Source organism: Pseudomonas syringae (assembly GCF_002157375.1).
In the GTDB taxonomy this organism is placed as follows: domain Bacteria; phylum Pseudomonadota; class Gammaproteobacteria; order Pseudomonadales; family Pseudomonadaceae; genus Aquipseudomonas; species Aquipseudomonas syringae_T.
Window position 1 is genome coordinate 103373 of record NZ_MTSA01000001.1, and the last position, 25349, is coordinate 128721.

The 25349-nt window shown below is 58.9% G+C and carries 20 protein-coding genes; 7 read left to right on the forward strand and 13 right to left on the reverse strand.

Going from position 1 to position 25349, the window contains the following annotated elements; translation table 11 throughout:
- Window position 1: 1 nt before the first annotated feature.
- The gene (locus BW686_RS00420; RefSeq protein ID WP_084913711.1) at window positions 2–1498 is read right to left on the reverse strand and encodes an MDR family MFS transporter; all 1497 of its coding nucleotides are present in this window, start codon (window positions 1496–1498) and stop codon (window positions 2–4) included.
- Between the two features lie 127 nt (window positions 1499–1625).
- A complete protein-coding gene (locus BW686_RS26735) occupies window positions 1626–1796 on the reverse strand; it encodes a hypothetical protein (protein WP_179149125.1) in 171 nt (56 codons plus the stop codon).
- A 150-nt stretch (window positions 1797–1946) separates the two neighbouring features.
- Here BW686_RS26735 and BW686_RS00425 point away from each other — a divergent pair, with 150 nt between their 5' ends.
- Window positions 1947–2186 (forward strand): hypothetical protein, encoded by a 240-nt coding sequence (locus tag BW686_RS00425; protein WP_084913712.1) that lies wholly within the window; start codon window positions 1947–1949, stop codon window positions 2184–2186.
- On the opposite strand, the gene BW686_RS00430 is transcribed toward BW686_RS00425, so the two are convergent.
- From BW686_RS00430 to bglX, 9 genes are all read right to left on the reverse strand, one after another.
- Entirely contained in the window at window positions 2187–2810 is a 624-nt protein-coding gene (locus BW686_RS00430) for a flavin reductase family protein (protein ID WP_084913713.1), read from the reverse strand.
- Window positions 2811–2958: 148 nt separating this feature from the next.
- Window positions 2959–3276 (reverse strand): hypothetical protein, encoded by a 318-nt coding sequence (locus tag BW686_RS00435; RefSeq protein WP_084913714.1) that lies wholly within the window; start codon window positions 3274–3276, stop codon window positions 2959–2961.
- A gap of 435 nt (window positions 3277–3711) precedes the next feature.
- Complete coding sequence (locus tag BW686_RS00440; RefSeq protein WP_084913715.1) at window positions 3712–5037, reverse strand: MFS transporter; 1326 nt, start codon at window positions 5035–5037, stop codon at window positions 3712–3714.
- 216 nt (window positions 5038–5253) lie between these two features.
- Window positions 5254–6813 (reverse strand): J domain-containing protein, encoded by a 1560-nt coding sequence (locus tag BW686_RS00445; RefSeq protein WP_084913716.1) that lies wholly within the window; start codon window positions 6811–6813, stop codon window positions 5254–5256.
- The gene (locus tag BW686_RS00450; protein WP_084913717.1) at window positions 6810–8504 is read right to left on the reverse strand and encodes a molecular chaperone HscC; all 1695 of its coding nucleotides are present in this window, start codon (window positions 8502–8504) and stop codon (window positions 6810–6812) included. The genes BW686_RS00445 and BW686_RS00450 overlap by 4 nt, the downstream gene beginning before the upstream one ends.
- A gap of 130 nt (window positions 8505–8634) precedes the next feature.
- Window positions 8635–11016, reverse strand: coding sequence for a PAS domain-containing protein (locus BW686_RS00455; protein ID WP_084913718.1), 2382 nt, complete (start codon window positions 11014–11016; stop codon window positions 8635–8637).
- A 225-nt stretch (window positions 11017–11241) separates the two neighbouring features.
- On the reverse strand, window positions 11242–12576 hold the full coding sequence (locus BW686_RS00460; protein WP_084913719.1) for a sigma-54-dependent transcriptional regulator: 1335 nt from the start codon (window positions 12574–12576) through the stop codon (window positions 11242–11244).
- 6 nt (window positions 12577–12582) lie between these two features.
- Complete coding sequence (locus BW686_RS00465; protein WP_084913720.1) at window positions 12583–14343, reverse strand: ATP-binding protein; 1761 nt, start codon at window positions 14341–14343, stop codon at window positions 12583–12585.
- 70 nt (window positions 14344–14413) lie between these two features.
- A complete protein-coding gene (gene bglX, locus BW686_RS00470) occupies window positions 14414–16711 on the reverse strand; it encodes a beta-glucosidase BglX (protein ID WP_084913721.1) in 2298 nt (765 codons plus the stop codon).
- Window positions 16712–17039: 328 nt separating this feature from the next.
- On the opposite strand from bglX, the gene BW686_RS00475 reads away from it, so the two are divergent.
- Both BW686_RS00475 and BW686_RS00480 read left to right on the forward strand, forming a co-directional pair.
- On the forward strand, window positions 17040–17723 hold the full coding sequence (locus BW686_RS00475) for a TPM domain-containing protein (RefSeq protein WP_179149137.1): 684 nt from the start codon (window positions 17040–17042) through the stop codon (window positions 17721–17723).
- A 27-nt stretch (window positions 17724–17750) separates the two neighbouring features.
- Entirely contained in the window at window positions 17751–18368 is a 618-nt protein-coding gene (locus tag BW686_RS00480) for a TPM domain-containing protein (protein WP_084913722.1), read from the forward strand.
- Window positions 18369–18423: 55 nt separating this feature from the next.
- Here the strand turns inward: BW686_RS00480 and BW686_RS00485 are convergent, their stop codons facing one another.
- Both BW686_RS00485 and BW686_RS00490 read right to left on the reverse strand, forming a co-directional pair.
- Entirely contained in the window at window positions 18424–19440 is a 1017-nt protein-coding gene (locus BW686_RS00485; RefSeq protein ID WP_084913723.1) for an alpha-xenorhabdolysin family binary toxin subunit B, read from the reverse strand.
- Window positions 19437–20657 carry an alpha-xenorhabdolysin family binary toxin subunit A gene (locus BW686_RS00490; protein WP_084913724.1) on the reverse strand — a complete coding sequence of 407 codons (1221 nt, stop codon included), beginning with the start codon at window positions 20655–20657 and terminating at the stop codon, window positions 19437–19439. The genes BW686_RS00485 and BW686_RS00490 overlap by 4 nt, the downstream gene beginning before the upstream one ends.
- A 296-nt stretch (window positions 20658–20953) precedes the next feature.
- On the opposite strand from BW686_RS00490, the gene BW686_RS00495 reads away from it, so the two are divergent.
- The 4 genes from BW686_RS00495 (at window position 20954) to BW686_RS00510 (ending at window position 25343) form a co-directional block, all read left to right on the forward strand.
- Entirely contained in the window at window positions 20954–22174 is a 1221-nt protein-coding gene (locus BW686_RS00495; protein WP_084913725.1) for a class I SAM-dependent methyltransferase, read from the forward strand.
- 148 nt (window positions 22175–22322) lie between these two features.
- The gene (gene yiaY / locus BW686_RS00500; protein WP_084913726.1) at window positions 22323–23471 is read left to right on the forward strand and encodes an L-threonine dehydrogenase; all 1149 of its coding nucleotides are present in this window, start codon (window positions 22323–22325) and stop codon (window positions 23469–23471) included.
- A gap of 25 nt (window positions 23472–23496) precedes the next feature.
- Window positions 23497–23943 carry a GNAT family N-acetyltransferase gene (locus BW686_RS00505; RefSeq protein WP_084913727.1) on the forward strand — a complete coding sequence of 149 codons (447 nt, stop codon included), beginning with the start codon at window positions 23497–23499 and terminating at the stop codon, window positions 23941–23943.
- A gap of 119 nt (window positions 23944–24062) precedes the next feature.
- On the forward strand, window positions 24063–25343 hold the full coding sequence (locus BW686_RS00510; RefSeq protein ID WP_084913728.1) for a pectate lyase family protein: 1281 nt from the start codon (window positions 24063–24065) through the stop codon (window positions 25341–25343).
- Window positions 25344–25349: the final 6 nt, after the last annotated feature.

Consider the following 25349-nt stretch of genomic DNA (forward strand, 5'->3'; position numbering starts at 1 on the left):
TCTAGTCCCGGCCCCGCAACAAGGTGTTGGGCATGGCGACCGCAGCAGCAAGGCCCAGTAGCGAAATGGCTGCGCTGGTGATCAGCAGGTTTCTGAAGGTCGATGCCAGATCGGCGCGCAGGGTTTGCAGCGCCGGCCCGGTGGCTGCATTCAGGCTGTCGAGCAGCACATTGCCGGAACTGCCTTCGCCACCCAGCGCTCCTGCGCCAGGTTGACCGACGCCGGTGTGCTGCAACATGGCCAGCAATAACGCTGACATCAGCGCCACACCGACCGCACCGCCCAGCGAGCGAAACAGATTGGTCGTGCTGGTGGCAACGCCCATGTCCCGAGGCTGAACCGCGTTCTGGGTACCGACCAATGATGTGGGGAACTGCATGCCGGTCGCGATGCCGGTCAGGACCATGAATACACTCATCATCACCAGCGACTGGGGAGGCGTGAAGGCCATGCCCAGAATGGCGAGCGGCATCAGCAGCGCTCCGGCCAGGATCAGAGGTTTGTAACGCCCGCTCTGAGCAGTACGGCGTCCTGCGAAATAAGCCCCCATCGGCATGCCGATGGCCAGCGGAAGCAAGTGCAGGGCGGCGCTGTCGGCGCCGCCGCCGGTGACCGTCTGATAACGCAGCGGCATCAGCACAATCAGGGAAATGGCCTGGAAGCTGGTGAAAAACACCGTACACCAGCACAGCACCGCGCTTTTATTGGCGAACAGGTGCATGGGCAACAGCGGTTCAGGTGCGCGGCGCTCGTACCACACGAAAACAGCCAGCGCCAACAGGGCCGTCCCCAGCAGCAGTTGAACCTGACGGTCGCCCAGACCGTGCCCCTGGCCAATTTCGGTTATCCCCAACAACAGTGCGGTCAGGCCGATGATCATGAGCACGGTGCCCAGATAATCGATGATCGGCTTGCGTTGCGGGACGGGCAGGCCGACGAGGGTCCGGTAAGCGACAATCAGCGCGGCGGCCCCGAGTGGCAGGTTGATCAGAAAGACCCAGCGCCAGGACAGGTATTCGGTCATCAGGCCGCCCAACACCGGGCCTGCGACGCTGGCCAAGGCGTACATGCTGCTGAAATAGCCCTGATAACGGCCTCGTTCACGAGGCGGGACGATGTCAGCAATGATCGCCTGGCTGACCGAAACCATGCCGCCTGCACCGATGCCTTGAAGTATACGTGCCAGCACCAGTTGTTCCATGCTTTGCGCCATGCCACAAAACAACGAGGCGAGAGTAAACACGCCCAGTCCGAACAGCATCAGTTTGCGTCGACCGTAAAGATCGCCCAGCTTGCCGTATATGGGGACGGCCACGGTCAACGAAACCATGTAGGCAGAGATGACCCAGGCCAGCAGGTCGATGTCATGAAATTGCGCGGAGATGGCCGGCATCGAGACAGCAACGATGGTCTGATCGAGCGCGCTGAGCAGCACCGCCATCATCAACGCGAACAGAATGCTGCGAATGGCCGGAGGCGTTTGAGTAAGACTGGTCAAGGCAAAACCCGATGGCAGTGTTAGCCCGCCTCAAGCGTGGCGGGAGGGTCTGACCAGTCTAATCCGATAGCTTGCTAATCGATAGCTGCCTTTGCTGAATGGCAACGCAATTGGCATTTTGCGAGCGTCATCGCAGTACGCTAAAGGTCGCATCGGTCGGCACGCAGTGGCCGAAGGTGCAACTGGCGACCTGAGGCGCCTGGCGCGACAGTTCGTTACGATAGGCACCGGCTGCATAAACAGCCAGCACGGCAAAAGCACCGATTACCACCATGCATTTTCTTGTTCTTACTTTCATGACGCACTCCTTACCTCGGCTACAGAGCAGTTTGAAAGGGCTGACTTGAGTGTAGGACAAGGTTGGGGTTTGCGTTGGCTATCATCAAAGCCTGCAACGCCGTGGACGCGTTAGAATTCGCGCTTTGATTGACTGGCAAGCGGGGAACACATGGCACGCAAGGAATACGAAGGGTTTGAAGTGGTTTCGGCAGTGATGCCGTCTGACAAAGGTTACAGGGCGGCGATTGCCATCAAGGCGCTGGGCGCTGGCGGTGCGCCGCGTTTCCATGCGCTGTTGCCCGATCAGACGTTCAAGACTGCCGACGATGCCGATCTGGCCGCTGTTCAGGAACTGGAGCGGCTGACCGGTATCGACTCGGAGGGTGAGCCGTTGTGGGCGGGTGCCTGATCAGGCGCCCGGACGGAACATCTTGAACAGCGCTTCCGGGCCGAGCTGGAAATAATCCGCAGGACCACCGCCGCGCAGAATCGGCTCCGCGGCTGCAGTGTCGTAGACACCGTCCTTCAGCAGGGACTTGTCGATATGCACGGCCACCACTTCACCGAGAATCAACCAGCTGGGCACCGGTTCCTTGTCTGCACGCTGCAACTGGATGATCTGCGTGACTTTGCACTCGAACGACACCGGCGTTTCCAGTACGCGTGGCACCGCTACGATCTGCGACGCCAGCGGGGTGAGGTTCGCCAGCTCGAACTCGCTGACGTCTGGCGCTACCGGCGCGCAGCTCTGATTCATGGCCTCGGCCAGCGACCGGGTCGCCAGGTTCCAGACAAACTCGCCGGTCTGCTCGATATTGTTGAGGCTGTCCTTGCGACTCACACTGCAGAAACCAATGATGGGTGGCACGTAGTTGAACGCGTTGAAAAAGCTGTAGGGCGCCAGATTCAGCTTGCCGTTGGCATCCTGAGATGAAATCCAGCCAATCGGGCGTGGACCTACAATCGCGTTGAACGGGTCATGGGGCAGGCCGTGACCTTTGGATGGCTCGTAGGAGTGAATAGCGTCTGACATGCTTGATTCCTGATGGCTCGACAATGGGTGTGAGCATAGTGCTTCGCATTGGCAGAGGATGCCAGAGCAGCGTGTGTTTCTGCCTGAGCCAGACAGCCAGACACGAAGAAGCCCGGCATGAACCGGGCTTGGGGTGCAGCCTGATCAATCAGCCCAGGCGGTTGGCGCCTACGCGATCCGCACCGTCGGCAGCCAGACGATTGGCACCCACATGGTCGGCACCGTCAGCGGCCTGACGATTGGCGCCTACACGGTCTGCGCCATCAGCGGCCAGGCGGTTAGCGCCTACATGGTCAGCGCCGTCAGCCGATACGCGAATCGAACCGACATTGGTGTGCTTGGTGCCGCCTTCGGCAACGATGGTCGAAGTAGACAGGTCACTGCTGACGTTAGCGAATGGCAGTGCAAACGCGCTGGAAGCCAGAACAGAGAAAGCCAGGCCGAAGATCAATGTGGTAGTTTTCATGATGATGTCTCCAATGAATGTCGGGTGAGTTGTCATCCCGGTATGGAGGCAATGCTACGCGCCAGCAAATTATTAAGAAGTTAATAGGATTGCTAGCGATCATCGCTGAAAATGATAGTTGCCTGTAACGCTCTGATTTCGGGCCTTGTGGCTGGCTTCGCACTTTCGTGGTGCGTATTCTGAAAAACCTTGTAATAAAGGCTCTTGACAAGGCGGAAGTGCAAGTTATTCAACGCGTTATCGTGGTTAAACGTTAAAAGAGCGCACTTTGATGAAACACTTGGTTGCACGTGTTGGCTCGTATTCGGCGTTGTTGTGCAGTGGTTGTATCGATGGGGCAGATGGTAAGCGTGAACACTGACGGCGTGCCAACACAGTGAACTGAGTGGGCACGCCAGCCGGTTGTGCTTTCGCGAGTACGGCTTGCTGGATGAGTCAGTCGGTCTCGATCCGCGAATGCTTGCGGGTGTCTTTCATGAAAACGTACACCAGCAGCGAGCAGGCGATGCAGGCTGTCACGTACCAGTAATAGCCGGTTTCCATGCCGATGCTCTTGAACCACAGTGCGATGTATTCCGCAGTGCCACCGAAGATCGACACGGTCAGGGCGTACGGCAGGCCGACGCCCAATGCACGGATCTCGGTCGGAAACAGCTCGGCTTTGACCACGGCATTGATCGAGGTGTAGCCGCTGACGATGATCAGCGCCGCCATGATCAGGAAGAACGCGCCCCACCAGGTTTGAATGGTGTGCAGCGTTGTCAGGATAGGCACCGTACACAGGGTGCCCAGCACGCCAAACGCAATCAGGATCGGACGTCGCCCCACTTTGTCTGACAACGCACCGATAACCGGCTGCAGCAGCATGAACAGAAACAGCGTTGCGGCGGATATCGACGTCGAGTCGGTGATGCTCATGCCGACGGTGTTGACCAGGTACTTCTGCATGTAGGTGGTGTAGGTATAGAACGCCAGCGTACCGCCCATCGTCAGGCCGACCACTGTCATCAGTTCCTTGGGATGGCGCATCAAGGTGCGCATCAGGCTTTCCTTGGGCTTTTCCTTTTTCTTGCGGGTGAACGACTCGGTTTCTTCCATGCCGCGACGCAGGAACAACGCCACCACCGCGCACAAGGCACCGATGACGAACGGAATGCGCCAGCCCCAGGCATAGAGCTGTTCGGTCGTGAGTGTCTGTTGCAGCACGATCAGCACGCCCAGTGCGATGAGCTGCCCGGAAATCAGCGTGACGTACTGAAAGCTGGAGAAGAAGCCGCGACGTTCCTTGGTCGCCATCTCACTGAGGTAGGTGGCGGACGTGCCGTATTCACCGCCGACCGACAAACCTTGCAGCAAACGAGCGAACACCAGCAGGATCGGGGCGCCGACGCCGATACTTTCATAGCCCGGCGTCAGGGCAATGATCAGCGAGCCGAAGCACATCAACAGCACCGAGGCCATCAACGCGGCCTTGCGCCCCTTGTAGTCGGCATAGAGCCCCATCAGCCAGCCACCGATAGGGCGCATCAAAAAGCCGACAGCAAAAATTGCCGCGGTATTGAGCAACTGGGCGGTGGTGTCGCCTTTGGGAAAGAATGCTTTGGCGAAATACAGCGAGAACGCGGCGTAGACGTACCAGTCGTACCACTCGACCATGTTGCCGACCGAACCACTGAAGATCGATTTAAGACGGCTGGACGTGGTTTTCTGGCCTGCGGTGCTAGCCGCCGACCCGTTGGAGGCGGGGTTGGAAGTTTCCATGGTGTTCCTTGAATTCATTATTTTTAGAAGAAGGCATGCGTAATGCCCTGACCAGTCCTGTAGCAGGAGCTGTGCCACACCAGGAGCGCCTGTTTTAGAGCGGTTGGGGCATTTCGATGAGCAAGAATCCGCTTACTCGCCCTGTGTGGGTAAGCGGAAAATTGCCGATAAGGAACGTTGCGGCGGGGTACTCAGGTCGATTGCTGACAGGGACGGTCAAGCGTCCAATGTGGACGCGAACAATATCGTGGCCATGACGATGCTCACTGTGCCGATGATCACCATGAGGGTGTGCCGGGCGTAAAACTGGCGAATCTTCCGGCGCGCCGGTGCCGTTTGGTGCAGATAGCGATAAGGTGAAAAAGACACCCACAGCACCGCCAGCAACAGATAAGCCAGAAGCGTCCTGGGACCGCTGAGCGCATAGAACAGGCCGAGGAACAGAAACGGAATGCCATGACGCAAAACCAGTGCCTGAGCGCCCGGCCAGTTCAATACGCGGGGCAGTAGCTTTTGGCTGAGCCATGCATCTGCAGGCTCCGCCAGAATCATCAGCGGACGCCACGCGCAGAGAAAGATAAAAAAGCCGACTGTTGTCCAGAACGGTGTCAGGAACACCATCATCACCTGCGTTCCCAGATTGTATTCCACACCTTCAGGCGGCATCTGAGGCGCGAGCAACTCCAGTAGGAATGCGCCGATGTACACCCACAGGAGCGGCGTGAAATCGCTCTGTTCACGCATGAGTTTCCAGGCGTTCAGGTCTGCTTCGGGGTAGCGCTTGAGAACGTCGGGGTAGTGGACGGTCAATTGCTCACAGATATGCTCGCAGGCGTTCCACACCGAATTATCGTGCTTGACTGCGGTGCGGATACGCGCAGCCAGCCGCGGCGGCTTGAACAGCAAATGCGCAGCCTTGCCTTCGGCGGTCTTGGGTTTTGAATCAAGAAGTCGTTGCAGGTGCTCGGCGTATTCGACTTCGTCGCGTCGGGCCTGAAGCGTTTGCCAGAGGTCTTCGGGACCGGGGTGGACGTCGTGCTCCTTGCTCCAGCCAAACACGACGCCGGTCTGCTCGAACAGGTCAGAGGTCAGGTTGTTGCTGGCAATCAGCAACACCATGCACCGGCGCTGCAAATGCTCCCGACGCTCCAGTTCTGTCAGCCAGGGTTGCTGTTCCAGTGCCTTGAGTTCTTCGATGAAACGCGCATGTTGACCGCTCTCGATCAGTGCGCCGAACTCATCGAACGCCGCGCGCAGTATCGCTTCGGCCAGTGCCTGCTGTTGATAGCCGTTGATGTGGATGCTTTGCCAGACCGTCAGCCAGCGCAGGTGCTCGAAGGCGGCGTTGATCAATTCGACACGGCGCGTCGAGTCGTTCAGGCATTCCAGCAGCAACAGTTGCTGAAAGCGATCGCCTTGCCCGTGCTCCATTGCAATCTGATGTTGCTCGGGCAGGTTCTGCGCAGTGGTTTGCCGGACGCGTTCAAGCCAGTCGACGCCGGAAGGCGGCTGCTCAACCTCGACAACGGTCACGGGCTGAAGCGGGGCAGGCGAGGGCGTTATCGACGGCGTGTGCGCTGTGTCGGCGTCGGGCTCGTCTTCAACGGTGCGTGCCAGGGCCATTTCGAGCGCTCGCTCGTAGGCGTCACGCAGGTTCTGGAAGGCGACCGGGTCTTCGTCGGGACGATTGACCTTCAACAGCCGCGCGTATTGCCGTTTGATGCTGCGCTCGTCGGCATCCTGCTCAAGTTCGAGTACGGCCCAGCAGTCCCTCATCGTGTGCCCTGCTCGAACTTGTCGACTTCCTGCTTGAGCTGCTTGCGGATTTCGTTGATCTGTCGCTCGTCCTGACTCTCCAGAACATGCTGGAACTGGGTAGTCCAGCGATCGATGAGGTCCCGGTCACTGCCCAGGCATTCCTGATAGAGCCGTTCGAGCCGGGCAATCAGGTGCGTATTGGCCTGCTGTTCGCGCGGATGCACTTTGAGCGCTTCCAGCACCTTGAGGCGTTCCTGTATTTCTTCCGGTGTCATCACGCCCGGGTTGTTTTCAATGACCAGCTTGTGACGTTCTCCCGTCAACTGAGTCATCACGTCGGCCTCCAGCAGGCCGTTATTGTCATAGGTGAAGCGCACGTCGAGCGAGACTTCGCCAGCTTTGGCCTTGGGTATCGGAATGTTCAGTTCGCCCAGCGCGATGTTGTCCTTGACCATGCGACTTTCGCCCTGAAATATCCCGACCAGCACTTCCTCCTGATCATCCAGAACGGTACAGACCGTTTTCACCCGGCTGACAGGCACAACGCTGTTGCGCTCGATGATCGGCAGGTAATGACCGCTTTCGTAGCGATTGCCAATACGAGAAATCGTCTCGATACCCAGCGTATAGGGGCACACATCGGTGAGCACGATTTCTTCGAGCGCGGCGTCACGCTGCTTGAGCGCAGCCTGCACCGCAGCCCCTTGAGCCACGGTTTCATCGGGATTGAGGGCGATGGAAGGAAAGCGCCCGAACAGGCTGGCGGCAAGCTTGCGGATCAGCGGCATGCGCGTAGTGCCGCCCACCAGCAGAATCTCGTCCAGATCGGCCACGCGTATCCTGGCGTCCCGAAGCGCACGTTCGGCCGGCGCACGAAGACGGTTGAGCAGCGGCGTATAAAGCTCGCTCATCTGCTCCTGGGTAATGGTCTTGCGCCATTCCCGGTCCGCGTGGCGCAACACAAAGTCGGTGCTGCTTTCCTGCCCCAGCGTTTTGCGAACCCGCTCGGCTTCGCGTTTCAGGGCCGGGGCGATCAGCGATGTGGCCGGGAAATCCGTTTCGTCACGGTGCAGAGTCTGAAAGTGTTCGACCATCAACTGGTCGAAGTCCTCACCGCCCAGAAAATTGTCGCCTGCACTGGCCCGCACTTCCATCACGCCGTCGAACAGTTCAAGAATCGAAATATCGAACGTGCCCCCGCCCAGGTCGAAGACCAAGAACGAGGTCTCGCCTTCCTTCTGGTGCAGCCCGTAGGCCAGCGCCGCCGCCGTGGGTTCGTTGATGAGCTTTTCGACTTTCAGGCCCGCCAGTTCTCCGGCGATACGCGTGGCTTTGCGCTGAGCGTCGCTGAAATAGGCGGGAACACTGATGACGGCTTCGGTAACCGGCTCGCCAAACTCACGCTCGACATCGGCTTTCAGGCTTTTGAGGACCAGCGAGGACAGTTCTTCCGGACGGTAGGTGGCCGTACCCAGTCGAATCTGCTGCGCACTGCCCATGTGGCGCTTGAACAGCGCTGCGGTTTTGTCCGGGTGGGTTTGCAGGCGCTCGCGTGCGGCCTTGCCAACCAGAATATGCCCATCGTCGTCCAGGCCGACAACGCTGGGGGTGAGTGTCTCACCCAGCGCATTGGTGACCAGCTGGCTTTTGCCCTCGCGCCAGACCGCAACGAGGCTATTGGTGGTGCCCAGGTCAATTCCGACAATCATTTGAAAAATGCTCCCTGCTCAACGTTTGGCGTGATTCTGAATCAAGGCGCTGTCAACGCATTCTGCGCCCTCTTTTCCTGCCGGGTCTGCCGGACGCGTCTGAATTGCATCGCGCCATTCAGACGAGTATTCAAAGTTTTTGTTCCCCGCTGCGACTGACAGCCTTGTGCAGCAGCGCCGCGAGGTCTTCCCTGGAATAGGGTTTCTGCAACAGATCGAAACGGTGGGTTTCGTCCTGCGCGATGGTTGCGAATTCGGTGCTGTAGCCTGTGGTCAGGACCACCGGCATCCACGGATAACGTGATTCGATTTCGGCGTACAGCTCCAGACCGCTCATGCCCGGCATGGCGATGTCCGAGAACACCACATGAAAGTTTTCGGGGTTGCCGGAAAGCTCATGCAGCGCCTCTCGGGCACTCGATACCCAGAGGACCTGAAAGCCCAGTTGCTCGAGCATCGGGCGGGTGTAGGTGCCGATGTCCTGATTGTCTTCGACCATCAATACGCACAACCCCGGCGTTGTGGCGAGCGCGCAACGTTCGTCTTCGGCGACGACTTCGTGATCCCGGGCGCTGGGCAGGCACAAGGTAAAGCGGCTGCCACTGCCCAGTTCGCTTTCGACCAGCACTTCGCCGCCCGATTGTTTGGCGAACCCGAACACCTGCGACAGGCCCAGACCTGTGCCCTGGCCGACGCTTTTGGTGGTGTAGAACGGCTCGAAGATCAGGCCCAGTTTATCCTTGGCGATCCCGGCGCCGGTGTCGGTCAGCGACACGGTGACGTAATTGCCGTCGCTGAGCGTCGGGGCCAGATCGGCAGGGTCGCAGGCCGCGCATTCAACCTTGATGGTCAGTCGCCCTGAACCTGACATCGCGTCACGGGCGTTGACCACCATGTTGACCAGCGCGGTGTCGAACTGGCTGCCGTCGGCGAAGATAAAGCACGGGGCGGGGGGCAGGTCGATGTGTACCTGAATGCGTGCGCCGGTGAGTGTGTCCATCATTTCGCCAATGCGCGCCACGCTTTTGCAAACATCGAAGACTTCGGGCTGCAAGGCCTGCCTTCTTGCAAATGCGAGCAATTGGCCGGTCAGGCGAGCGGCACGGTCGACGGTGCTGGAAATGGCCTCGACGTATTTCACGCGGCGGGTTTCATCAAGACCTTGAGACTTCAGCAGGTCGCTGCACGAACGAATAACCGTCAACAGGTTGTTGAAGTCGTGCGCGACGCCGCCGGTCAGTTGCCCGATGGCCTCCAGTTTCTGCGCCTGGTGCAGCGCCTCTTGAGACAGCTGCAATGCCTTGTTGGCTTCTTCCTCGGCCTGGATATCGCGCCCGACCGCGTGTATGAATTGCTTGTCCGGCACTGCCGTCCAGGAGATGGTCCGGTATGAACCGTCCTTGTGGCGATAGCGATTCTTGAAGTGCGGGATGGTCTGGCCGTTTTCCAGTCCGCTCATGGCAGCCAGGGTGCTTGCCACGTCGTCGGGATGCACCAGCCCCAGGAACTGACTGTCGAGCAATTGTTCTTCGGACCAGCCCAGCGCCTGAGTCCAGGCCGGATTGACTGCCGAGATAATCCCGTCGAATTGCGCCACCAGCATGAGGTCAGTGGACAGCCGCCAGATCCGGTCGCGATCCTGGGTGCGCTCGACCACGCGCTGCTCAAGGGTTTCGTTGAGCGACAGCAGCGCTTCTTCTGCGTCTCTGAGTTGCGTCATGTCGCGGGATACGCAGAGGATTTTCTCTGGTTTGCCGTCCTTGCCGAAGATAGGGCTGACCTGCACATGCCACCATTTGGTGGTGCCTTTCAGGGTCTGCGCCGAGCCCATGAAGTTGGCATTCTGACCTGCCCGTGCTGCTTCAACCGCGGCAATGGCGTCCAGGTTACCCTGGTTCTTCCAGAAGTCAGGCCACGGGCAGCCAACAATCGCGTTGAAATCACTGACCTCCATGATGCGCTGACCGCCTTCACTCATGAACGTCAGGCGAGAATCGAGATCCAGTACCTTGATGCAGTCATTGATGCTCGACAGCACCCGGTTGGTGAACGCCTCGTTCTCGGACTGGCGGACTTCGGCAAGCACCTGCGAGGTGGTTTCGTTGACCCGGCAGAACACGCCCTCGATCTGGCCGGTATCACCGTAGAGCGGTGAGTAGGACAGCGACCACCAGGTCTGTTCGGTCTCGCCGTTGCGGACAATGACGCGTCGGATGTCGTCCGACCGGCAGCTGTGCCCGGCAAGTGCCTGTTCGGCCAGCGGTCGAACCGCTTCCCAGGCATCGCCCCAGACCGAGGCGATGGATTGTCCTTGCGCTTCTTGTGCCGTGACGGGCAGGACCTGGCAGTAGGCGTCATTGAAGAACAGGGTAAAATCCGGCCCCCAAAGCAGGTACATGCTGTCCGGGCAACTGAGCATCAGGTTCATCGCGGACAGCAGTGCAGTAGGCCACGCTTGCTTGGGTCCCAGTGCAGACGCTGACCAGTCTGTCTCTCGGATAAGCCGGCCCATTTCGCCGCCTCCCAGTGGGAGGTCGAGGGGATTGTTCACGGTAGAAAATGCCCCATCTTTCGTACTGCCAAAGTGAGCTGAATAAGAGAGGCGGGTATGATGTCATTACGCCTCGTATCTATCCAGCCATCACGACCTTATACGGCTGTGAACAGTATGCAGACACGGTGCCACGTGAAATGTTCGGTTACCGCCTGAAGATGCTTCCCGGAATATTCAACGTCTTCAGCCCAGAAACATTTCCCGCACCAAGGCATGCCGTTGCATCTTCTCGTTCAGCGTACGGCGCGGCAGTTGCAATTCGTGGAGCACCGCCTTGATATCACCCTTGTGGCGGGCCAGCGACGCACGCAGGCACTGCGCCTCAAACGCTTCCTGACGCGCCGCCAGGGACTGCCCCGGCGACTGACCGGCGGACTCCGGCGGGCTCAACTCCAGGCCGAGCGTCTGGCGCTCGGCGGCGTTGGCCAGCTCGCGTACATTGCCCGGCCAGTCGTGACTGAGCAATTGGCTGAGTCGCTCGGCATCCAGGGCCGGTGCCTCCCGCCCCAAACGCTCGGCGGCGGTTCGGGTGAAGTGGCTGAACAGCTGCGGAATATCTTCACGCCGGTCACGCAGCGGCGGCAGGCGCAGTTCGGCGACGTTCAGGCGATAGGCCAGGTCTTCACGAAAGCGTCCGGCACGCGCTTCCTCAAGTAGATCCGGTTTGGTGGCCGCGATGATCCGCAGGTCGACCTCGATGCTCTGATTCGAACCCAGCCGTTCGAGTCGTTTGTCCTGCAGCACGCGCAGCAGCTTGACCTGCTGGGCCATCGGCATGCTTTCGATTTCATCGAGAAACACCGTGCCGCCATCGGCGTATTCGAGGCGGCCAATGCGCTTGCCCTGTGCGCCGGTGAAGGCGCCGCTTTCGTGCCCGAACAGCTCGGCTTCGAACAGGTGTTCCGGAATGGCCGCACAGTTGAGGGCAACGAACGGTTTGCCGGCACGCGGCCCGAAATCGTGCAGGCAGCGGGCAACCAGCTCTTTGCCGCTGCCGGTTTCCCCCCGAATAATCACGTTGACCGGCAGTTGCGACAGCTCCAGCACCTGACGACGCAGTGTTTGCAGGCTTGGGGATACCCCCAGCAGCGTGGCATCCAGCCGGGTGCGGACATCGGCCTGCTCATGCAGGCGGCGATTTTCCAGCACCAGTTGGCGCTTCTCCAGCGCGCGGCGCAGGTTGCTGATCAGGGTTTCCGGGCTGAAGGGTTTTTCCAGAAAGTCGTAGGCACCTTCACGCATCGCCTCGACAGCCATCGGCACATCGCCGTGGCCGGTCAGAAGGACAACCGGCAAACCCCTGTCCAGACCTTGCAGCCGGGTCAGCAGCTCCAGACCGCCCATGCCGGGCATCCGTACGTCGCTCAGCACCACGCCAGGAAAATGTTCCGGCATCTGCGCCAGGCAATCTTCTGCGCGCGCGAAGACTTGCACCTCGAAACCCGACAACGTCAGCCATTGCTCGACGGCTTGCCGAATGGGTGGTTCATCGTCTACCACGATGACCGAGTTCAACATGGCGGGTCAGGTCTCCAGAACGTCATTGGGCAGGCTGAACCAGAACACCGCGCCATCGGCATGGTTTTCCGCCGTCAGTTGCCCGCCCAGTTCGTGAATGATCGCGTAGGACACCGCCAGGCCCAGGCCCAGACCATCGCCGACGGGTTTGGTGGTGAAGAACGGATCGAAAATATTGCCAAGGTCGTCCGGCGCGATGCCTGTGCCGCTGTCGCTGACGCTCAGCCGCCACTGGCCATGAGGGGTGGCGTCGATGCGCACCTCAAGGCGCCTGGAGGGGCGGGTGCGCATGGCATCCAGCGCGTTGCGCAACAGGTTGATCAGCACCTGCTCCAGACGGATGGCATCGCCGCGCACCCACGCCGGGCGTGCCAGGTGCAGTACGCAGTCAATATGCTCCTCGCGCAAGCGCGGGTCGAGCAGCAGCAATGCCTGGTCAACGACGGTGGACAGGTCCAGCCTTTCACGCAAACCGCTGGGACTCTTGCGCGCGAAGGTCTTCAGATGGCCGGTCAGCGCGGCCATGCGCGTCAGCTGTTGATCCACCGGCACCAAGGCTTTGCAGGCCTCATCAATCCGGCCTTGATCCAGAAGCAGCCGAACGGTTGCCAGTTGCATGCGCTGCGCGGTCAGCGGCTGATTGATTTCGTGGGCCAGCGCTGCCGACATCTGCCCCAGCGCGGCCAGCTTGGCCGACTGCACCAGCCCGTCCTGCGCCGTCTGCAAGTCTCGGGTGCGTTCCTGCACCTGACGCTCCAGCTCGTCGCGGCTGCGTTCGCGCAACCGGGCAAGTCGCCAGCGCTGATACAGAAACAGGCTCAGAAACACCAGCGCCAGCCAGATCCCTGCGGCGGCCAGCCCGGCGTTGCGAACGTCCTCGCTTGAGGCCTGAGGTTTGCGCAGCAGGTGCAAGGTCCAGTTTTCGTCATGCAGCGGCAACGACTGCCAGAGGTAATCCGCCGTGCCGTCCGGTCCTTCGACCCGGCTCAGGTGGCTGTTTTCGGCAAATCGGTCAAGAACCCGACTGCGCAGGGGCGACAGCGGTTTTTTGTCGTACTGGCGCGTGCGCTGCAGGTCTGCGCGGTCTTCAACGGAGATAGGCAGCAGTTCGCGGTAGCGCCAGCCGGGTTTGTTGGCGATGAACACAATGCCTTTGTCGTCGCTGACCAGCAGCAGGTCGTCGCCTTGACCCCATTCCTGCTCAAGGTTCGGAAACTCCAGCTTCACCACCATAGCGCCCATGAAGGCGCCCGTGTCGTTGGTGACTGCGCTGGACAGGAAGTACCCCGGAATGCCCGTGGTCACGCCCACTGCGTAAAAGCGTCCGGTGCCTTTGGCGCGGGTTTGCAGGAAGTAGGGGCGAAAGCCGTAGTTATGACCGACATAGCTGCTGGGTGTGCGCCAGTTGCTCGCGCCGATTGCCAACCCGTGCCTGTCGAGCAGTTCAAGGGTCGATGAATGGGCGGCGGCGTTGATCTTTTCCAGCTTGAGGTTGAGCGCGTGCTGCACGTCATCGGTCACCGGACCGCTCAATGCTGCACGGATTTCCGGGTCCAGCGCCAGAACCGAGGGCAGGGCGCGATAGCGTTCGATCAGGGTATGCAGGGTGTTGGCGTAAAGTGCCAGTTGCCCGCCGGCACGAACGGCATCTTCCGACAAGGCATGACGCTGTGCCTGACGCATCGCGAGGCCTGCCGACAGCGCGGCGCAGGCGAGAATCAGCAGCACGTACAGGGAAAGCCGCCAGAAGCGAAGCTTGAGCGTCATCGTTGTGGCCTGATCGGACTCCGCTGACGCGTTTGCAAGTGGGCACTCGCAAACGCGTCATGGACGGGCATTACAACAGGTTGAAGGTCGCTTCTTTCACGGCCTGCGAGTCGAGGCCGATCATGACCTTGAATTCGCCGGGTTCCGCAGCGTACTTGAGCTCGGTGTTATAGAACTTCAAGTCGTCTTCACTGAGGGTGAAGGTCACGACTTTTTCTTCTCCAGGCTCAAGCATCACTTTGTCGAAGTTCTTCAGTTCCTTGACCGGACGGCTGATCGAAGCCGCTACATCGTGCAAGTACAGCTGCACAATGGTCGCGCCCGCGACCTTGCCGGTGTTTTTCACGGTCACGCTGGCGGTGATCTTCCCTTTGCGCGGCATGTTGGCATCCGACAGCTTGACGTCCGAGACGTCGAACTGCGTGTAGCTCAAGCCATAACCGAACGGGAACAGCGGGCCATTGGGCTCTTCGAAGTAGTGCGAGGTGTAGTTGCCCGGGCTGCCTTCGTGGTAAGGGCGGCCAGTGTTCAAATGCGCGTAATAGATCGGCAACTGACCGATCGAACGCGGGAACGACATGGCCAGTTTGCCCGACGGGTTGTAGTCGCCAAACAGCACGTCAGCCACGGCATTGCCGCCTTCGGTACCCGGGAACCAGGTTTCCAGCATGGCATCGGCCTGTTCCTGCTCGTCGACCAGAACCAGCGGCCGGCCGTTCATCAGCACCAGTACCAGCGGTTTGCCAGTGGCCTTGAGCGCCTTGATCAGATCACGTTGCTTGCCCGGAATGTTCAGGCTGCTGCGGCTGGCCGATTCATGCGACATGCCGCGCGACTCGCCCACCACGGCAACGATGACATCGGACTGTTCGGCGACCTTGACCGCCTCGTCGATCATTTCCTGCGCAGGGCGCGGGTCGATCTCTACTTCCTTCTCGATGAAGTTCAGGTAGGTGAGCACGTGTTCGTTGTCACTGACGTTGGCACCGCGGGCATAAAGCAGCTTGGCTTTGTCGCCGACTGCATTGGCCAGGCCCTCATACACGGTGACCGACTGGTTGGGACGGCCGGCAGCCGACCAGCTGCCGAGCATGTCGAGGTGACTTTGTGCCAGCCCGCCAATGACCGCGATGGTGCCTTGTTTCTTCAAGGGCAGCGTGTCGTTCTGGTTTTTCAGCAACACCAGCGTCTTGCGCGCGACATCGCGGGCTTCGGCACGGTGCAGGCGGTCGTCGGAGTACGTGTCGGCCGGATCATCGGCAGCCACGCCGATACGACCATAAGGCGATGCGAACAGGCCCATGTCGTACTTGGCACCCAGTACTTCACGCACGGCGCTGTCGATTTCCTTCATGGAAACCTCGCCGTCCTTCACCAGCCCGGGCAACTGTTCGCCATAGGCGACATCGTTCATGCTCAGGTCGATGCCTGCCTTGATCGACAGCTTGGCGGCTTCGCGGAAGTCCTTGGCCACGCCGTGCTCGATCAGCTCCTTGATCGCGCCGTGGTCACTGATGGTCACGCCCTTGAAACCCCAATCCTTGCGCAGCAGGTCCTGCATCAGCCATTTGTTGGAGGTGGACGGAACGCCGTTGATCGAGTTGAGGGCGACCATCACGCCGCCAGCGCCGGCATCGATGCCTGCCTTGTAGGGCGGCAGGTAATCCTGGTACATGCGCGTCATGCTCATGTCCACGGTGTTGTAGTCACGTCCGCCTTCAACAGCCCCGTACAGGGCGAAATGCTTGACCGCTGCCATGATGCTGTCGTTGGCGGCAACGTTCTTGCCCTGAAAGGACCTGACCATCACGTCGGAAATTCGCGACACCAGATAAGTGTCTTCACCGAACCCTTCGGAACTGCGGCCCCAGCGCGGGTCGCGGGAAATATCGACCATGGGCGCGAACGTCATGTCGATACTGTCGGCACTGGCTTCTTTGGCAGAGACCCGGCCCATCGTCGCGATGGCGTCCATGTCCCAGCTGGCGGCCATACCCAGACTGATCGGGAAAATCGTGCGGTGCCCGTGAATCACGTCGTAGGCGAAGAACATCGGAATTTTCAGCCGGCTCTTGGCGACAGCGGCTTCCTGCAACGGACGGTTTTCCGAGCGGGTAATGGAGTTGAACGTGCCACCGATTCTTCCGGCGGCAATTTCCTTGAGAATTTGCGGCTGTGGCATTTCGGAACTGATACTGATCAAACGCAGCTGGCCGATCTTTTCGTCCAGAGTCATTTGTTTCATCAGTTTGCCAATGAAGGCATTTTTGGCTTGAAGCGTTGTATTGTCAGCAGCGGCCGGATTCTGGGCCATCACTGACTGGCTGGCCATACCGACCAGCAAACCTAATAAACACAGCTTATTCATGAATGATTTCTCAAGGCTTTTGTCGACGACTCGCGTTTAATATCCGACAGCCCGTTTTTGGGTTATGGACCTTTGGCGTTATGGTTCGGGCAGGACGCAAGGATAGTGTCTATCCGCTTCAGTGTCCGAAGTTTCCCAAGGTATGTACGAAAATGGCAGTTTGATTGATTTTTGTACAAACCCTGTCTGACTGATCATCGACCGGTGGCCGGAGTCAGTGACGGATTATGCCGGGGAACGTGTGTTTTGGCTAAGGCGTGTCGTTTCAACAGATTCAAAAAGTACCGGAGGTCCGATTTTGAAGTGTGTTTCACAGTTGATGTTGTACATGGTGATGCTGTTGGGAGGGGTCTGTAGTGCCGGGGCGGACGAGCCACCACTGGTCTTTCCACCGATGACCGGCAGTGTGGTGGATGCGGCACAGATGCTCGACAGCCGGACCACGGTGCGCTTGGCGAGGTTGCTGCGCGCCCATGAGCAGAGCACCGGAGAGCGGGTGGTGGTCGTGACGCTGGCGGACCTGCAAGGTGCGACCATCGAAGAGTTTGGCGCGCGGCTGGGCGATGCCTGGGGCCTGGGGCTGCATGGCGAAGACAAGAGTGTTCTGCTGCTGATCGATCGCGACAAACGCAAAGTGTTCATAGAGGTGGGGGCTGCGCTGAAGGCTCGCCTCAATGATGCCCAGACATCGCTGATCATCGACATGCTGATGACCCCCGAATTCGACGACAGCCGTCTGGCTGCCGGTGTAGAGCGCGGCGCTCAGGCAGTGATTGCCGCGCTGGGCGGCCAGATACCGGATTATCCTGAGCCGACTGGACAGATGACTGTTCACAACGAACAGGCCAATGATGATCAGGTCTGGCTGATCGCAATCATCTTGACGCTCATCGTATTGGGGATTGTTGTCATCAGTATCAGGCGTGGCGCCGCAGCCCGGCCTGTACGGGACAGGGCCGCCGAGCGCAGTGGCGGACGCTTCGGCGGCGGCGGTGCTTCAGGCAACTGGTAATCGGATTGATTCGGAAATGAGGGAACCATGGCGTTGTTGAACAGAGACGAACAGAAGCAGGTCGCTGAAGCGATTGATCGTGTTGAACAGCGTACGGATGCCGAGCTGGTCACCGTGCTGGCCGCGCGTGCCGATGATTACGCGTACATGCCGCTCATCTGGGCCGGGCTGATCGGTCTGCTGCTGCCGGGGACAATCAATTACTGCCTGCAGTGGTTGAGCGCGGACGAACTGATGCTCGCTCAAATGAGCACGTTCATTGTGGTGGCGCTGGTGTGCCGTGTGCCTAAAGTGACTGCCTTGCTGGTGCCGGTATCCGTCAGGCGCTGGCGGGCCGGGAACCTTGCACGCCGCCAGTTTCTCGAACAGAACCTGCACAAGACCCACGACGGAACCGGCATTCTGGTCTTTGTCAGCGAAGCCGAGCGTTACGTCGAAATTCTGGTCGATCACGGAATCGCCAGCCGTTTGCATGACGACACCTGGAAGGCAATGGTCGATGTCTTCACCCAGCAGGTAAGGGACGGTCAGATTCTGCAAGGGTTTCTGGGCTGTATTCATGCCTGTGGCGAACTGCTCGCCGATCATGTACCCGTGACCCACGGCCGGAACGAACTGCCCAACCGTCTGGTGGTGTTGCGGTAAAAGCAGAAGACAGGCGTCGATGGGGTCGACGCCTGCCTTCTTGAACACAGAGGTGTCAAAGGGTGCGTTTGATACCGTAGAACGATTTCACGTACGTCTTCAGTTGCTCGACATGCTGGCTGATCGAAGCCGATGATTGATCGGGCGACAGGCAAGTGTCCAGAAAGCTGTACAGCGACTGATAAACCTTTCTCGCTTCTTGCACCCAAAGCGTTTTGCTCTGGTCGACGCTGGCAAGCCCGTTCAACTCATCCAGTTTGCCGGCCAGTACTTTCGTGTCTTGCGTGCCCGTGCGGGACTCGGCGAGCAGGGCGTTATAGCGCAGCCTCAGCCGGTCGCGCTCTTTGGTCAGGTCAAAGTAAGTCAGGGCGCCGCTGACCTGATCAAGGAGTTTGCCCAGTCTGGCGATACCTGCGTTTACCAGTGCCAGTTCTGGCGATGGCATGTTGATCAGGCTCAGTTCTTCCGCAGAGGGCAGTGCATCCTTGAATTGATCGGCCAGGTTATGCTTTTCGAGTGCCTTGATGGTTTCGTCAAGCAGGCGCCGGTCTTCGAGGATCACGGTCATTGTGCTCTCCAGCGTGGCCACCCGCTGGGTGAGGGTGTCGATTTGCCCCTGCAGTGTTTCCTGCAACCGATTGCCGTCCAGCTTCAGGTTGATCTGCTGCACATCATCGCTGCTTTCGGCAATGGCCTGGGCGCTGCTGCGCACAACCGTCGTCAGTGTCGAAATCAGACGACTGCGTTCCCCTTCCAGCAGGCTGATCGCTTGCTGTTTCTGTTTGTCGGTCAGTCGTTGATCCGCTTCGATCAAATGCTGTTTCTGGTCCAGTGGCTGCAGGTTGACGCTGTTCAACTGGACAGAAACGGCGGCCAGTTTTTCGCGGTATAACGTGTCAGCCCTGTGGACGGCCGCTTGAAGAGGCAGCATTTTTTCTTTCATGGCGGGCAGAAAGTCGAGTTTCAGCGCGATGGCCTGGGTATGAATATGCCGGCGAGCCGCTTCCATGGTTTGCGTGTCGGGAGGCGTGAGGACCTGTGCCTCAACGAGGGTGTCAGTACGCATGATCATTTCCCTTTGCTGCCGGATTGCAGTTCGCGTTTAAATTGATCCAACGCACTTTCAAAAACCTTTAACAACTTGGTGGTCAAGCCTTTTATCTCCAGCCACGGTGTCACGACGCCCTGAAACTGCATGGCAAAAATCAGCAAGGCCTGGTCGTCCTTGATCGCGGCCAGTTCATTGACGGACGTGTTGATGTACGCGGCCAGTATGTTCCAGAGGTCTTTCAGGTTGGTCGCGCTCTTGTGAGCATCCACCATGCGAATGTTCATGTCTTCGAAGATCAATTGCAGGCTGCACACCGCCGCGGCCAAAGGACGCTTTTCATTGAGTAACTTAATTTTTTGCCCTTTTTCAGCGATCATTTTATTTTTCAGTTTGCGTATTTTTTCCGCCTGACTGCCAAATATGCCCCCGGTGATGGCAAGCCCGATAGGGCCTCCGATAAGGCCCGAGACGGCCTTGTTAACAGCGGCTTTATACTCTTTGTTCTTCTGCTCGATATCGAATGTCAGTTGGTCGATATCTTTTTCCAGGTCCTTGATTTGCTGGTCCAGGTCCGAGCGTTGTGCCAGTTTTACCTTGTCATTGATGCCGGGAATAAGTTCAACGCTCAGCACGGTGCTGAAGGTATCTATCTGTCGGGCCAGTTGCTCGGCAGCCTGCTGATGAATGGCTATCTGGCTCGCAAGGGTTTTCAGGAACTCGGCCAGCGTAACGCATGCCCTCTGATCGGTTTTGCTCAGTGGGGCGGGCGATTTCTCGCGGACGTCCTCAATGATCAGATCGGCAACAGTCAGATCAAGTTGTCGGGCGAAATCCATTTTTTCAATATAATGGATGAGCTGCTGGCCCTGATTCGAGAACTGCGTAGCAAACAGGTCGATCGTGACCCCGCTCAGCTTGATGAGGTCTTCGATACGCACCCAGCTTTTGCCGTGGCGGTTGATGGCCGTGTAAGTGGCCAGCATGTCTTTCGGCTCCAGGCCGGGAATGCCACTTTTCGTGAAACCCAGTTGCTCTTCGACACGCGTGAGTGAGGTGGGCAGATTCAGGCTGTGCCGTTCATAGCGTTTCAGGCTGAGGATATCTTCATGGCTCACAATAAGGGCCGCACTGCGGCCGCCGTTTTCTTCGTCGTTGGCAATAACGTTCAAGTACTCCACGGGCTTTAACGTGACCCGGGCGATGTCTTCGTTTTCTAAAAGTGCTGCGTGACTCAACATAATGCACGTTCCTTGTGCGAGTTGTTTTAACAGAGCAAAAAACTCTGGATATGTCCGGCCGACGGTACTTAATCGGTCAGGGCAACTATAAAGATGTTTAAGCGCGGTACAAGTAAGGTACGGTGTTTTTTGACCCGCAATCTTTTACTGAGTGTGTGTTTCATCGTGGTGTGTAGGCCCGTGGCGACAGTCGGTGTAGTCATTTAAAAATAGGGGTGACCCTGAAGCGCTGACGCGCCTAAAATACCGGCCTGATTTTTCAAGTCCCGGCAGGGACGCTTGAGGCACATCGTTCAATGTCAGTCATTACGTCCGCTCCACTTACCGCTTCGGGCGATCACCGCGCGCAGTTCCTTGGCTTGCTGGACACCAGCCTGTCGCAGAATTCGCTGATCAAGCTGGTGCTGGCCAAATACGTGGGCAGCGAGGCCGAGTTGCAGCGGGTCATCATCAAGCCGCTGACGGTCAAGGAGCAGCCATGCCTGACATTCGTGTACCGCTATAAAACCCGCGATATCACCAAGAACTTTCCGCTGGTCGACGCCGTGAACGTGATCGCCGGGCTTGTCCCCGAGTCGTTCAAAAACGCTCACCTGCTGTCGCTGACCGACGAAGTGCAACTGGAATTCAGCAAGAAGGGCAAGACCACGCTGTTCAAGAGCAAGCCCCAGCAGGCGCGCGAGGCACCTTCAACCGGGCACGATCGCGAGAAAAAACGCTACCTGGAGCTGACCCGGCCGTTTCTGACCGACCTGGGCGTGACCAACCGACAGCACGAGCTGATTCCGGCCATGTCACGTAAATGGAAACAGATCAACAAGTTCATCGAAGTGTTCTCCCATGCACTGAGCGCGTCGCCGCTCCAGCTCGATCAGCCGATCAAGGTGTCAGACTTCGGTTCGGGCAAGGGCTACCTGACCTTCGCCATCCATGATTACCTGTGCAACACCTTGCAAGCCCAAGGCCACGTGACCGGTGTCGAGCTGCGTGAGGACATGGTCACGCTGTGCAACAAGGCTGCAGCCGGTCTCGAACACCCAGGCCTGACGTTCCAGCATGGCGATGTGCGCACCGTTGCGCCCAGCGCACTGGACGTGATGATCGCGCTGCACGCCTGTGACATCGCGACGGACTATGCCATTCACATGGGCATTCGTTCAGGCGCATCGATCATCATGTGTTCGCCGTGCTGTCACAAGCAGATTCGCCTGCAGATTCAGAGCCCTGCGCTGTTGAAGCCGATGCTGCAATACGGTCTGCACATGGGGCAGCAGGCCGAAATGGTTACCGACAGTCTGCGTGCCCTGCTGCTGGAAGCATGCGGATATGAAACCAAGGTGTTCGAGTTCATCTCGCTGGAGCACACCAACAAGAACAAGATGATCCTGGCCGTCAAACGCGCCGAACCGGTTAACCCGAGCCGCTTGCTGGCGCGCATTCAGGAACTCAAGGCTTTTTACGGCATTTCCGAGCAATGCCTGGAAACCCTGCTTCAGGCGGATGGTTTTCTGGGCTGAAGACAACGACCCGGTTTTCGCAGTCTGCACCGGCTGCGACCAACGGCTTGATACATGGCAGTTTGTTGCTCTGGGTCAATGGTTGCACCTCGCACAAGGCGGATGCTTGAGCTATTCCTTAGCGTCCGGCCGCCCACGAGGGCCCATCATGATCAGCACTTTTTTCATTCCCGCTGTGAACATCATCGGCACTGGTTGTATTGATGAAGCGATGCGAGCCATACGAAAATACGGCTTTCGCAAGGCCCTGATCGTCACTGACGCCGGGCTGGCCAAGGCCGGGGTCGCCAGCCAGGTCGCCGGACTGCTGGTGGAGCAGGGCATCGACTCGGTGGTGTACGACGGTGCCAGACCCAACCCGACCATTGCGAACGTCGAAAACGGGCTGGCCTTGCTGAACGCGCAGCAGTGCGATTTCGTGATTTCTCTGGGCGGTGGTTCGCCCCACGATTGCGCCAAAGGCATCGCCCTCTGCGCCAGTAACGGCGGGCATATCAGCGACTATGAAGGCGTTGATCGCTCTGAAAAACCTCAGTTGCCACTGATTGCAATCAACACCACCGCCGGAACTGCCAGCGAGATGACTCGCTTCTGCATCATCACCGACGAAGCCAGGCACGTAAAAATGGCCATTATCGACCGCAACGTCACGCCGCTCTTGTCGGTAAACGACCCGAACATGGTGGTCGCGATGCCGAAATCGCTGACGGCAGCCACCGGCATGGACGCGCTGACCCACGCCATCGAAGCTTATGTGTCGACCGCCGCCAACCCGATCACTGACGCCTGCGCGCTACAGGCCGTGGCGCTGATTGCCAACAACCTGCACGACGCCGTCTGCGACGGGACGAACATCACGGCCCGCGAGAACATGGCCTACGCACAGTTTCTTGCCGGCATGGCCTTCAACAATGCATCGCTGGGCTACGTACACGCGATGGCGCATCAACTGGGCGGCTTCTATGATTTGCCTCATGGCGTATGCAATGCCGTGTTGCTGCCGCATGTGCAGTGTTTCAACGCCAGCGTCAGCGCTGCACGCCTGACCGACATTGCGCATGCAATGGGCAGCAATATTCGCGGCCTCTCCCCGGAAGAGGGGGCGCAGGCAGCCATCGAGGCCATTCGCCGCCTGTCCGCCGCTGTCGATATTCCTGCGGGGTTGACCGCGTTGGGCGTCAAGGAAGAGGATTTTCCGATGCTGGCTGCCAATGCGTTGAAAGATGCCTGTGGCCTGACCAATCCGCGTCCGGCGGACCTCGATCAGATTCAGGCTATATTCCGTCAGGCACTCTGATCAATCGCACAACACAGGCTCGCACATGGACACGCTTCGGCCCTACACCCTTGCAGACCGGGACCTCTGCCTGGCTATCTTCGACAGTAATGTTCCGCATTATTTCGACCCCATTGAACGGGAGCGATTTTCCAGCTTCCTCATGGCGCCGCTGGGGCATTATTTCGTGGTGGAACGTGATGGCGAGGTGGTCGCGTGCGGTGGATACCTGGTGCTGTCAGACCCGTCAGTGGCCGAGCTTACCTGGGGCATGGTCAAGAATGACCGCCACGGCGGCGGACTCGGCAGGTTTCTGACTCAGGCCCGGCTGGACGTCATGAAGTCCTTACCGGGTGTCACTCGTGCCTATATCAATACCAGCCAGCGTGTTCAGGGCTTTTACTCGACTATCGGGTTCGCCGTCACCTCCGTGGAGGTCGATGGACATGGCCGTGGCATCGACAGCGTCAAGATGGAGCTGACGATCTCGTGAGTGCGGGCGCCTGAACGAAGGCTGACGAAAGCTACAGAACACGCGGCATGCAGGCTGCTGCCCGTTTAGCATTCAGGCAGTCTTCGCGATCCCCGCGAATATGCCTGGATGACCTGTTCATGAGGCCTTGGCCTTGCCTGGTGAAAGGCAGCGTTCAGAGACGTGGCCTTTGGCAATTCACCGTTGCCTTGCTGCTGATTCTTTCCGGCCCACTGTGTTCGCAGGCCGCGGACAGACCACAAGGCTTCGCCAAAGACGTCACCGGTGGCGGCTCCGCGACAGCGGTGCATCCCGCTACGCTTGATGACCTTCGGTCGGCGCTCTGTGCGTCTTACAACTCGCGCGGTGCCTGCACTGATGAGGCCCCGCGGGTCGTTGTGCTGGACCATCTTTTCGACTTTCGTGGGAGCGTCGTTTCCAACGGGCGCGCCGAAACCACTGAGCCTGGCTGCATCGTCAAACCCTGTCCGCATGGCGGAGAACAACTGGCACTCAATGGTGCCAACGGGTTCTGCCAATCAAGGCCGCCAATCATGGTGACCTACGACAATGCCGGGCTCAAGCCACTGAAAGTCGGTTCGAACAAGACGCTGATCGGGACGGGAGGCAAGGCAGGCATCAAGGGCGCCGGGCTGTTCATCGGTGACGGCGCGCATAACGTAATTGTCCGCAACCTGACACTTTCCGATATCAACCCAAGCGTCGTGTGGGGCGGAGACGCGCTCACCCTCGACAAGGCTGATGGCGTCTGGATCGACCACAACACCTTTGCGCGCATCGGACGGCAAATGATCGTGACGGGGTGGGGTGCTGCTTCACATGTCACGATATCGAGCAACGAATTCGATGGCCGAACCCCTTACTCATCGACCTGCGACGGGCATCATTACTGGGTGTGGCTGTTCCTTGGCAGCCAGGACACGCTGACGATAGCGAGAAATTACCTGCACGACACATCCGGCAGAGCGCCGCATTCCGGGGGCATGAACAATGCAGAAATCCGGGCGCAAGTGGTCAATAACGTCTTCCAGCGCATGACCTACCAAGGCGCAATCATGTCCCGAACCCCGTCCTCGCACGTGTTGGTGGAAGGCAACGACTTCGAAAACGTAACTCATCCGCTGTTCAACGACGTGGACCAACCGGGCACCGCATTTGCCCTGTTCGAACCCATTTCTCTTGCTGTAAATGATGCTTGCACGAGCGTGATCGGCAGAGCGTGTGTTGCAAACCAGCAACGGGTAAGCGGCGAAGACTATCGCCCTCAGGATGCTTCTGCACTGGAGGCTTTCAGGGGTTATCGACAGTATCTGGTGGTGCCGATGACGGCGGAAGAGGCCAGGGAAAAGGTGCCGGAGGCGGCGGGGGTTGGGAAGGTCGCTGTGGGTGTCACGAGATAAAGGCGT